Origin of the sequence: Streptomyces sp. NPDC001933, from assembly GCF_042890955.1 — a bacterium.
Lineage (GTDB): Bacteria > Actinomycetota > Actinomycetes > Streptomycetales > Streptomycetaceae > Streptomyces.
In genome coordinates this window covers 349,863-360,998 of the sequence record NZ_JBIASS010000002.1, presented here as the reverse complement: position 1 = coordinate 360,998, position 11,136 = coordinate 349,863, and the positions used below count along the sequence as shown (strand labels likewise).

Genomic DNA, 11,136 nt, shown 5'->3' with positions numbered 1-11,136 from the left:
CGGACGATCATGAGCACCTTCACCCTCACCGGAATGCGCAGCGTCCAGCAGGACAACCCCTCGATCGTGGCGCACATGGAGCTGCGGTCCTCCGCGGATCCCCGGCTGCCCGTCGGGCCCGGCAGCCGGATCGACTTCGAATGGATCCTCACTCCGCAGGGCGACGGCACCCGCTACTACGGGTATCTCATGGCCGATTCGTTCGACAAGGTCGCCACCATCGAGAACATGGCCGGAATGAGCCTGCTGCCCTCGGGTGACCGGTACGCGACATCGACGGGCCCCGGCGTCGAGCGTGTCGCCAGGTTCACGCTCCAGGTGAACCGGCACGTCGCACCCGACGCGTTCCTCGTCCCCGTCCTGCGGGCGGGCATCATCGCCGACGGCGGGAAGGGTCTCACCTCCACCACGTTCTCCCTGAAGAACCACGGCTTCCGGGTCGCCCCGCTGCCCCCGCAGGGACTGAGCATGACGGTGGTGCCCGGACACCGCGGAGTGCTGACCAACCTCACCGCCGGGATGGGCGAGGACGTCAGGCTGGTCGGGGTCGGACCCGCCCGGCACGGGGTGACGAGCGTCGAGGTGGACGGAGCGGTGACGTACCACCCGTTCAACGGCCATCTGGGCTACGACTGGTTCGACTACGTGCTGGACGCCGGCGGCGGCCGCCTGGTCTCGGGCCGGGTGACCGTTCACGTCGGAGACCTCGGCGCGACGCCCGGCGTGCTCGGAGGCTGGGCACCGGCACCGTGAGACCGCACCGGGACCGCCTCGTGCGCTGGTGCGCGGTCCTGCTGGTCCTGGGGGTGACGGCCGCCGGGTGCACCGGCCGAGGTCCCTCCCGGCGCGACGACCTGCCGCGCTCGTCCCCGTCGGCCGACGGGTGCTGCGGGGTGGCGGCGGAGCGGATCACCCGACGGCTGACGGACGGGGCACGGGTCCTCATCAGCACGGTGACCGTGCGGCCGTCCGCCCGGGTCACGGTGAAGCCGGACGCCGGCGACCATCTCGCGACCACCGAGACCGTCGGCCGGACGGCGCGGCGCGCACGAACCGTGGCCGCGGTGAACGGCTCCTTCTTCGACACCGCGGGGTCCGCCGTCTCCAGCGGCTACCCGGGAGATCCGCTGGGCGTTCTGGCCATCGACGGCCGACTGCTCAGCGAGGCGGCGAACGGACGCACCGCGCTCATCCTGCCCGGCCCCGGAGAGCGGCCACGCATCGACGAAGTGCGTTCCGAGATGTGGCTGACCGCGCCGGACGGAGCGGTGCGCGAGCTGGACGGGGTGAACCGGGCGCCGGGAAGAATCGTCGGCTGCGGAGGCACGGGCGGGGACCGGCTGGCCAGTACGGGGCTGCCGGAGCAGCGGCCCCGGCACAACCAGCTCTGCCTGGACGACAGCGAGATCGTCGCCTTCACCCCCGACTGGGGCGCGCGTACACCACCCGGCGCACCCGGCAGCGCGGAGGCCGTGCTCGACGCGGACGGGCGGGTGACGGCGCTCCGCAGCCCAGCGGGCGGGGAGATCCCCCGGACCGGCTCCACCCTCACCGGGGTCGGGGAGGGCGCCGACTGGCTGCGGACGCACGCACGTCACGGGCTGCCGTTGGGCCGGCGGACGAGCGTGACGGACAGCAGCGGGCACGAGGTCCTCGCCCCGGGAGCGTCCATGCTGGGCGCGGGCCCCGCGCTGCTGCGCGGGGGAGAGACCTGGATCAACGGAGCGGCCAACGGGTTCACCGGCGACACATCGACCGAGCGCCAGCCCCGTACGGTCGTCGGCATCGAGGCGGACGGCACGCTGCTCCTCGCCGTCTTCGACGGCCGTGGCCCGGACAGCGCGGGCGTCACACTGCGGGAGGCGGCGGCGCTGATGCGCGAGCTGGGGGCGGTGGACGCACTCAACCTCGACGGCGGCGGCTCCAGCACGATGGTGGTGAACGGGCGGCTCCACAACCGGCCCAGGGGTGCTCAGGGAGCGCCGGTACAGGAACGCGCCGTGGCCGACGCGCTGGTCGTCCGGGAGACGGAACGCTGACGGACGCGCACGCTCGGGCGGAGAAGGGGAACATCGCGGCCGCCGGGCTGTCAGTGGCGGCATCTAGGGTGCCTGTATGAAGAGTTGGATCGACAGTCGGCTCGGGGAGACGTACCCGGGCCACGAGGTGAATCTCGTCTTCGTCCGCGGGCTGCCCGCCGACTCCGCCGCCGCAGGGCTCGCCGCGCTGCGGCGCGAAATGCTGGAGACGGGGGCTGCCGGCGGATGGACCTGGGCGGTGCACGACAGCTTCGCCCCGGAGATCGACGACTTCGACTCCGTGGACTACCGGCCGCTGTGCCGGGACGGGGCCGAGGCGGTGGTGTTCATGGTGGAGCCGTGCAGCGCCAAGGCCCACGCGCCCGACTTCACGTACTACCGGGACGGTCGGTGCGTGCTGCACTTCAGCTTCGAGGACCTGGGCCAGCGGGTCGGGGACAACCCCGACCACCTCTCGGCCGAGCTGCTGGCCGCCGGGCTGATAGGCCCGGACGCGTACTGCCGGCTGGCGGAGGACGACGAGCACGACTGCTTCGACCACCACTACGACGACGACGACCGCCTGGTGCGGGCGATAGCCGCCGCCTTCGGTCTGCCGTCACCGCCGCTGGCCGCGGGGGTGGCGGCATGAGCCTGCTGCCGCCCGGCACGTACGCCACGTTCTGCCGGGGCATGGAGGCCGGTCTGCTGCACCGGATCCTGGCGGATGCCGGGCAGCGGATCCGGGCCGTCGGCGAGGACGGGGGCTGGGGGTGGGTGCTGCAGGACGCCGGTGCGGTGCCCTGTGGGCAGGACGCGCTGGACCTGGCCAGGGACATCACGGGCTACCGCTTCGTGGAGCTGGTGGGCGACGAGGCGGAGACCGTGTTCCTGGCGTCCACACCGGCGTGCGAATGCCCGCATGGGCAGAACTACTCGGTTCCGCACTGCCCCGAGCACCCGTTCCAGTTCTCCTACCACCGCGGCGGCTTCGAGCAGCTGTATCTCAACGTGGGTGCCCGCAGGGAGTCGCGGCGGGGCGGTGCGATGTCCGACCACCTGCTCCCGGAGCTCCTGGCGGCGGGCATCGTGGGCCGGGACACGCCCCGCTACGCGACGGAGCCGGGCTTCAACGAGGACGGCGCGGTGACCCTGGGGATACTCGCCCGCCACTTCGGCCTGCCCTCGCCGCCGTTGTCGGTGGTGGCGTAGGGGCGTCGGGCCCGACGCCCGTCCGGCGAGCCGGCGTAAGCGAAACGGGCCGTACGGGAGATTCCCGTACGGCCCGCCCGTCGATGCCGACCCGGCGTTACGCCGGAACGCTCGCCACGCCCTGCGCGAGGAACTTCTTGCCGTTCACCCGCTCCGAGACGCCCTCACGGTCCAGGTACGGCGTGATGCCGCCCAGGTGGAAGGGCCAGCCCGCGCCGGTGATCAGGCACAGGTCGATGTCCTGGGCCTCGGCGACGACGCCCTCGTCCAGCATCAGACCGATCTCCTGCGCCACCGCGTCCAGGACTCGGTCGCGGACCTGCTCCTCGGTCAGGACGACATCGCCCTGCTTCAGGAGCGCGGCGACCTCCGGGTCCAGCTCCGGCTTCCCGGAGTCGTAGACGTAGAAGCCGCGCTTGCCGGCCTTGACGACCGCGGCCAGGTTCTCCGAGACGGTGAACCGGCCCGGGAAGGCGCGGTTCAGGGTCTCCGAGACATGCAGACCGATGGCCGGGCCGACCAGCTCCAGGAGGACCAGCGGGGACATCGGCAGGCCGAGCGGCTCGATGGCCTTCTCCGCGGTCTCGACCGGGGTGCCCTCGTCGATGACGTTCTGGATCTCGCCCATGAAGCGGGTGAGGATGCGGTTGACGACGAACGCCGGGGCGTCCTTCACCAGCACCGCGGTCTTCTTCAGCTTCCGCGCCACACCGAACGCCGTGGCCAGCGAGGCGTCGTCGGTCTGCTCGCCGCGGACGATCTCCAGCAGCGGCAGGATCGCGACCGGGTTGAAGAAGTGGAAGCCGACGACCCGCTCGGGGTGCTTCAGCTTCGACGCCATCTCGGTGACCGAGAGGGACGAGGTGTTGGTGGCGAGGATCGCGTGCGCCGGGGCGACCGCCTCGACCTCCGCGAACACCTGCTGCTTGACGCCGATCTCCTCGAAGACGGCCTCGATGATGAAGTCGGCGTCGGAGAAGCCCTCCGCCTTGTCCAGCACACCGGAGACCAGGGCCTTGAGGCGGTTGGCCTTGTCCTGGTTGATCCGGCCCTTGCCGAGCAGCTTCTCGATCTCGGCGTGGACGTAGCCCACACCCTTGTCGACCCGCTCCTGGTCGATGTCGGTCAGCACGACCGGCACCTCCAGGCGGCGCAGGAACAGCAGCGCCAGCTGCGAGGCCATCAGACCGGCACCCACGACGCCGACCTTGGTGACCGGGCGGGCCAGGCTCTTGTCCGGGGCACCGGCCGGGCGCTTGGCGCGCTTCTGGACCAGGTTGAAGGAGTAGATCCCGGAGCGCAGCTCGCCGCCCATGATCAGGTCCGCGAGGGCCTGGTCCTCGGCGTCGAAGCCGGCGCCCAGGTCGCCGTCCTTCGCCGCCGCGATGATCTCCAGCGCGCGGTACGCGGCCGGGGCGGCGCCGTGCACCTTGGAGTCGGCGATCGCCTTGCCCCGCGCGACGGCCTGGTCCCAGGCGTCACCGCGGTCGACCTCGGGACGCTCCACCGTGACCGTGCCGTTCAGCACGTTCGCGGTCCAGATCAGCGACTGCTCCAGGAAGTCCGCGCCCTCGAAGAGAGCGTCGGCGATCCCGAGCTCGAAGACCTGCTTGCCCTTGAGCTGACGGTTCTGGTTCAGCGAGTTCTCGATGATGACCGAGACCGCGCGGTCGGCACCGATCAGGTTGGGAAGCAGCGCGCAGCCGCCCCAGCCCGGAACCAGACCGAGGAAGACCTCGGGCAGCGAGAAGGCGGGCAGCGCCTTGGAGACGGTGCGGTACGTGCAGTGCAGACCGACCTCGACACCGCCGCCCATTGCCGCGCCGTTGTAGTACGCGAACGTCGGGACCGCGAGCGAGGACAGGCGCCGGAACACGTCGTGGCCGCCCTTGCCGATGGCGAGCGCGTCGGCGTGGTTCTTCAGCAGCTCGACGCCCTTGAGGTCGGCGCCGACCGCGAAGATGAACGGCTTGCCGGTGATGCCGATACCGGTGATCGCACCCTCGGCGGCCTCCTTCTCGACCTGGTCGACGGCGGCGTTCAGGTTCGCCAGCGACTGCGGTCCGAAGGTGGTCGGCTTGGTGTGGTCCAGGCCGTTGTCCAGCGTGATGAGGGCGAAGCGGCCCGCACCGGCCGGAAGGTCCAGGTGGCGTACGTGCGCCTGGGTGACGACCTCGCCGGGGAACAGCTCGGCCGCACCCTTCAGAAGCTCAGTGGTGGAGCTCACTTGTTGCCTCCGTTGAAGTTCGGGTTCTCCCAGACGACCGTGGCGCCCATGCCGAAGCCGACGCACATCGTCGTCAGGCCGTAGCGGACCTCCGGCTGCTCCTCGAACTGGCGGGCCAGCTGCGTCATCAGACGCACACCGGAGGAGGCCAGCGGGTGACCGTAGGCGATGGCGCCGCCGTACTGGTTGACGCGCGTGTCGTCGTCGGCGATGCCGTAGTGGTCGAGGAAGGCGAGCACCTGGACGGCGAACGCCTCATTGATCTCGAACAGACCGATGTCGTCGATGGTCAGCCCGGCCTTGGCCAGGGCCTTCTCGGTCGACGGGATCGGGCCGTAGCCCATGACCTCCGGCTCGACGCCCGCGAAGGCGTAAGAGACCAGGCGCATCTTCACCGGGAGGCCCAGCTCGCGGGCGACGTCCTCGGCGGCGAGCAGGGAGGCGGTGGCGCCGTCGTTGAGACCGGCGGCGTTACCGGCGGTGACCCTGCCGTGGGCACGGAACGGGGTCTTCAGACCGGCGAGCGACTCCAGGGTGGTACCCGGGCGCATCGGCTCGTCGGCGGTGACCAGGCCCCAGCCGGTCTCGCCGGCCTCGGCGTTGGTGCGGCGCACCGAGATCGGCACCAGGTCCTGCTGGATCTTGCCGTTGGCGTACGCCTTGGCGGCCTTCTCCTGCGAGCGGACCGCGTACTCGTCGGCACGGCCCTTGGTGATCTGCGGGTACCTGTCGTGCAGGTTCTCCGCGGTCATGCCCATGAACAGGGCGGACTCGTCGACCAGCTTCTCCGACACGAAGCGCGGGTTCGGGTCCACGCCCTCGCCCATCGGGTGGCGGCCCATGTGCTCGACACCACCGGCGACGACGACGTCGTACGCGCCGAAGGCGATGGAGCCGGCCGTCGAGGTGACGGCGGTCAGGGCGCCGGCGCACATGCGGTCGATGGAGTAACCGGGCACGGACTGCGGCAGCCCGGCCAGGATTCCGGCGGTACGGCCCAGCGTCAGGCCCTGGTCGCCGATCTGGGTGGTCGCGGCGATGGCGACCTCGTCGATCCGCGCGGGGTCCAGGTCCGGGTTGCGGCGCAGCAGCTCCCGGATGGCCTTCACGACGAGATCGTCGGCGCGGGTCTCGTGGTAGATGCCCTTCGGGCCCGCTTTGCCGAACGGGGTGCGGACGCCGTCGACGAAGACGACGTCCCGGATGGTACGAGGCACGGTGGCTCTCCTCCAGGGTGCGGGATGGCACTGCTGCGCGGCACGCCCGGAAGCGCGCCGCCACCATCATGCTACTTGCGGGTAACCAGACTGCCCACCCCTTGCGGCGGGAGCGGCGAAGGTCACATACGGCGGGGCCGGGTGCGGGAGCCGTTCCGGCCCGATACGCCGATCGCCGGACGGGGCTGGATCCAGCCCCGTCCGGCGATCGGGAACACGACGTGGCCGCGGCCCGCGCAACCTGGCGCGATTACGTCCCTCGGTGACGGCCGCTCAGGCCGCCGACGCCAGCGCGCGGACCAGCAGCGGGGCCACCTGCTCGATCTGCCAGCGGCGCGCCCCGTACCCGGCGAGCGCGGTCTCGACCGCGTCCGGCGTCAGGTGCTTGGGCGGCTCCCAGCAGACCCGGCGCACCGTGTCCGGGGTGATCAGGTTCTCCTGCGGCATGTGCAGCCGCTCGGCGAGCTCGGACACCGCGGCGCGGGCGGCCGAGAGCCGGGCCGCCGCGGCGGGGTCCTTGTCCGCCCACGCGCGCGGCGGCGGCGGGCCGGCGAGGGTCTGGCCGGGCTGCGGGAGCTCGGTGTCCGGCAGCGCCTTGGCCCGGTCGACGGCCGCCTGCCACTGCTCCAGCTGTCGGCGCCCCATGCGGTGGCCGAACCCGGGCAGCGCGGTCAGCGCCTGGACGTTCGGCGGGAGCGCGAGCGCCGCCTCGACGATCGCTGCGTCGCCCAGCACCTTGCCCGGCGAGATGTCACGGCGCCGGGCGACCTGGTCGCGCGCCGTCCACAGCTCCCGTACCACCGCCATCTGGCGACGACGGCGGACCTTGTGCATGCCGGACGTGCGGCGCCAGGGGTCCTTGCGCGGGGGAGCGGGCGGCGCGGAGGCGATCGAGTCGAACTCCTCGCGGGCCCATTCCAGCTTGCCCTGCCGGTCGAGCTCCTCCTCCAGGGAGTTGCGCAGATCGATCAGCAGCTCGACGTCGAGCGCCGCGTAGCGCAGCCAGGGGTCGGGCAGCGGGCGGGTGGACCAGTCGACGGCGGAGTGGCCCTTCTCCAGCGAGTAGCCGAGCACGCTCTCGACCATGGCGCCGAGGCCGACGCGCGGGAAGCCGGCCAGCCGCCCGGCCAGCTCCGTGTCGAAGAGCCCGGTGGGGGTCATCCCTATTTCGCGCAGACACGGCAGGTCCTGGGTGGCGGCGTGCAGGATCCACTCGCTGCCGCTCAGGGCCTCGCCGAGCCCCGACAGGTCGGGGCAGCCGACGGGGTCGATCAGGGCGCTGCCCGCCCCGTCACGGCGCAGCTGTACGAGGTAGGCGCGCTGGCCGTAGCGGTAGCCGGAGGCGCGCTCGGCGTCGACGGCCACCGGTCCGGAGCCGGCCGCGAAGGCTGCGATCACCTGGGCGAGGGCGTCGTCGGATGCCACCACCGGGGGAATGCCCTCGCGAGGTTCGAGCAAGGGGATCGGCGCCGGGGCGACGTCGTCCGGGGGAGCGCCCCCGGTGGTTCGCAGTGAAGTGTCTGCTGCGGTCTCTTGGGCGTCGGTCACGTGTCAAGGGTATCTGTGTATGTACGGCGCCCGTCGACGGAACGTTCCGTCGACGGGCGCGGATGAATGCAAACCAGCCGGTCCGTGGCTGTACGGACCCGCCGGGGTGCGGGTGTCAGTGGATGATTCCCGTTCGCAGGGCGACGGCGACCATTCCGGCGCGGTCCCCGGTGCCGAGCTTGCGGGCGATTCGGGCGAGGTGGCTCTTGACGGTAAGCGCGGACAGGCCCATCGAGACGCCGATGGCCTTGTTGGACTGGCCCTCGGCGACCAGCCGGAGGACCTCGACCTCGCGGCCGGACAGTTCGCGGTAGCCGCCCGGGTGGCTCGGGGTGCCGGGGGGCCGGCGGTGCATACGGGCGGCATTGGCGCCGATGGGGGCGACGCCGGGACGGGTGGGGTGGCCGATATTGGTACGTGTGCCGGTGACTACATAGCCCTTCACGCCGCCCGCGAGGGCGTTGCGCACGGCGCCGATGTCATCGGCGGCGGAGAGGGCGAGGCCGTTCGGCCAGCCGGCTGCTCGGGTCTCGGACAACAGGGTCAGCCCGGAACCGTCGGGCAGGTGGACGTCGGCTACGCAGATGTCGCGCGGATTGCCGACGCGGGGACGAGCCTCCGCGATGGACGACGCCTCGATGACGTCACGTACTCCGAGTGCCCACAGATGGCGGGTGACGGTGGAACGGACGCGCGGGTCGGCCACGACGACCATGGCCGTCGGCTTGTTCGGGCGGTAGGCGACCAGGCTTGCGGGCTGCTCTAGGAGAACGGACACCAGGCCTCCTGGGGGCGTGGACGGGACGGGCCGGCTCGGGGATGAAGCCGGGGCGAACCGTGCTTGAAGGGTCATTGACCTCTTCGGCAGCAGACCCGTGCTCCTTTAGGGGAAGATCACGATTTAGTGAGTAACAATTCGGGCAAATCGGACATGCGATCGATTGTACGAAAAGAACGCCGGTGACCGTGCATGAAATATGACGCACAGTTACCGGCGAGGGTAGAGTTCCGGCCAGGGAATGTCGGAGCAGAAGGTCAGGAAACCTGCGGACCGCGTCGCTGCGGGAGTGTCACCACCGCTGCGTCGGCGGGGCCCGACGGCGGCAGGCCGGCGATCTGGCACAGCAGGTCGCCCCACGCCATGAGATGCGCCGACGTGTCCGGCACCCCGCCGCGGCTCTCCCGGGGCGTCCACGACGCCCGGATCTCGATCTGGGTCGCCGGGCGCCGCGTGCCCAGCGCGCCGAAGTAGTGCGACCCCGCACGGGTCACCGTGCCGCCCGCCTCCCCGTACGACAGGCCGCGCGCCTCCAGCGCACCGGTCAGCCAGGACCAGCAAACCTCCGGCAGCAGCGGATCGGCGGCCATCTCCGGCTCCAGCTCGGCCCGCACCAGCGTCACCAGGCGGAAGGTGCCCTGCCAGGAGTCGTGTCCGGCCGGGTCGTGGAGCAGCACGAGGCGGCCGTCGGCGAGATCGTCCTCGCCGTCGACGACCGCCGCCTCCAGGGCGTACGCGTACGGAGCGAGACGCTTGGGCGGCTTCGTCGACTCCACCTCCAGCTCGGGGCGGAGGCGCGCGGAGTGCAGCGCGTCCACCGCCGACCGGAACGCGGGCGGGACGGAACCACCCTCCTCGCTGTCCTTGCTGTCAGCGCCATCGGTTTGATCGGAGAACTGTCCCTGAGCCGGAGCCATGCGGGGAAGAGTAGGCGGAACCGGCGCTTCGCGCAGGGAGAGACACCCGGGGCGGGCTCGGCTGCTTACTGCCTCGGCCACGATCGGGCAGTGAGCGAGGTCGTCACGGCTTCGTGCGAAGATTCCAGTGTGAGTGCCAACGACCGCCCCACGGGCCAGCAGACGAAGACCTCCGCCACCCATGGGTCGGCGTTCCTGAAGGCGTGCCGACGCGAGCCCGTTCCGCACACGCCGGTCTGGTTCATGCGCCAGGCAGGGCGCTCGCTGCCCGAGTACCTGAAGGTGCGCGAGGGCATCCCGATGCTCGACTCCTGCATGATCCCGGAGCTGGTCGCGGAGATCACGATGCAGCCCGTCCGCCGCCACAAGGTCGACGCCGCGATCTACTTCAGCGACATCGTCGTACCGCTCAAGGCCATCGGGATCGACCTCGACATCAAGCCCGGTGTCGGCCCGGTCATCGCCGACCCGATCCGCACCCGCGCCGACCTGGCCCGGCTGCGCGACCTCACGCCCGAGGACGTCGCCTACGTCACCGAGGCCATCGGCCTGCTCACCGCCGAGCTGGGCGCCACCCCGCTGATCGGTTTCGCCGGGGCGCCGTTCACCCTCGCCAGCTACCTCGTGGAGGGCGGCCCGTCCCGCAACCACGAGCACACCAAGGCCCTGATGTACGGCGACCCGCAGCTCTGGGCTGATCTCCTGGACCGGCTCGCCGAGATCACCGGCGCCTTCCTCAAGGTGCAGATCGAGGCGGGCGCCTCGGCCGTCCAGCTCTTCGACTCCTGGGTGGGCGCGCTGGCCCCCGCCGACTACCGGCGCTCGGTGCTGCCGGCCTCGGCGAAGGTCTTCGACGCCGTCGCTCCGTACGGCGTCCCGCGCATCCACTTCGGCGTCGGCACCGGCGAACTCCTCGGCCTGATGGGCGAGGCGGGCGCGGACGTCGTCGGCGTCGACTGGCGCGTCCCGCTGGACGAGGCCGCCCGCCGGGTCGGTCCCGGCAAGGCGCTCCAGGGCAACCTCGACCCCGCGGTGCTGTTCGCGCCGACGGCGACGGTGCAGGAGAAGACCCAGGAGGTCCTGGACGCGGCCGCCGGTCTCGAAGGCCACGTCTTCAACCTGGGCCACGGCGTGATGCCGTCGATGGACCCCGACGCGCTGACCCGGCTCGTCGAGTACGTGCACACCAGCACCGAGCGCTGAGCGGCCGGGGCGGGCG

10 protein-coding genes are annotated in these 11,136 nt (G+C 71.6%); 5 read left to right on the top strand and 5 right to left on the bottom strand.

What is annotated here, in order from left to right; genetic code table 11:
- Window positions 1-9 precede the first annotated feature (9 nt).
- From ACFYY7_RS06515 to ACFYY7_RS06500, 4 genes are all read left to right on the top strand, one after another.
- The gene (locus ACFYY7_RS06515; RefSeq protein WP_388657835.1) at window positions 10-753 is read left to right on the top strand and encodes an Ig-like domain-containing protein; all 744 of its coding nucleotides are present in this window, start codon (window positions 10-12) and stop codon (window positions 751-753) included.
- Window positions 750-2,039, top strand: coding sequence for a phosphodiester glycosidase family protein (locus tag ACFYY7_RS06510; RefSeq protein WP_388657832.1), 1,290 nt, complete (start codon window positions 750-752; stop codon window positions 2,037-2,039). The genes ACFYY7_RS06515 and ACFYY7_RS06510 overlap by 4 nt, the downstream gene beginning before the upstream one ends.
- Window positions 2,040-2,115: 76 nt before the next feature.
- Window positions 2,116-2,670 (top strand): hypothetical protein, encoded by a 555-nt coding sequence (locus ACFYY7_RS06505; RefSeq protein WP_388657830.1) that lies wholly within the window; start codon window positions 2,116-2,118, stop codon window positions 2,668-2,670.
- Window positions 2,667-3,230 carry a hypothetical protein gene (locus tag ACFYY7_RS06500; protein ID WP_388657827.1) on the top strand — a complete coding sequence of 188 codons (564 nt, stop codon included), beginning with the start codon at window positions 2,667-2,669 and terminating at the stop codon, window positions 3,228-3,230. Before ACFYY7_RS06505 ends, ACFYY7_RS06500 begins: the two co-directional genes overlap by 4 nt.
- Window positions 3,231-3,327: 97 nt before the next feature.
- Here ACFYY7_RS06500 and ACFYY7_RS06495 read toward each other — a convergent pair whose 3' ends face one another.
- From ACFYY7_RS06495 to ACFYY7_RS06475, 5 genes are all read right to left on the bottom strand, one after another.
- Window positions 3,328-5,457, bottom strand: a complete 2,130-nt coding sequence (locus tag ACFYY7_RS06495) for a 3-hydroxyacyl-CoA dehydrogenase NAD-binding domain-containing protein (RefSeq protein ID WP_388657826.1) — start codon at window positions 5,455-5,457, stop codon at window positions 3,328-3,330.
- Window positions 5,454-6,674 (bottom strand): thiolase family protein, encoded by a 1,221-nt coding sequence (locus ACFYY7_RS06490; RefSeq protein WP_388657823.1) that lies wholly within the window; start codon window positions 6,672-6,674, stop codon window positions 5,454-5,456. The genes ACFYY7_RS06495 and ACFYY7_RS06490 overlap by 4 nt, the downstream gene beginning before the upstream one ends.
- 273 nt (window positions 6,675-6,947) lie before the next feature.
- On the bottom strand, window positions 6,948-8,222 hold the full coding sequence (locus tag ACFYY7_RS06485; protein ID WP_376630192.1) for an HRDC domain-containing protein: 1,275 nt from the start codon (window positions 8,220-8,222) through the stop codon (window positions 6,948-6,950).
- A gap of 115 nt (window positions 8,223-8,337) precedes the next feature.
- Window positions 8,338-9,000, bottom strand: coding sequence for a response regulator transcription factor (locus ACFYY7_RS06480; RefSeq protein ID WP_024488613.1), 663 nt, complete (start codon window positions 8,998-9,000; stop codon window positions 8,338-8,340).
- A 257-nt stretch (window positions 9,001-9,257) separates the two neighbouring features.
- Window positions 9,258-9,917 (bottom strand): DUF3000 domain-containing protein, encoded by a 660-nt coding sequence (locus ACFYY7_RS06475; RefSeq protein WP_388657819.1) that lies wholly within the window; start codon window positions 9,915-9,917, stop codon window positions 9,258-9,260.
- Between the two features lie 129 nt (window positions 9,918-10,046).
- Here ACFYY7_RS06475 and hemE point away from each other — a divergent pair, with 129 nt between their 5' ends.
- Window positions 10,047-11,120, top strand: a complete 1,074-nt coding sequence (gene hemE / locus ACFYY7_RS06470; RefSeq protein ID WP_388657816.1) for a uroporphyrinogen decarboxylase — start codon at window positions 10,047-10,049, stop codon at window positions 11,118-11,120.
- The last annotated feature ends 16 nt before the right edge of the window (window positions 11,121-11,136 follow it).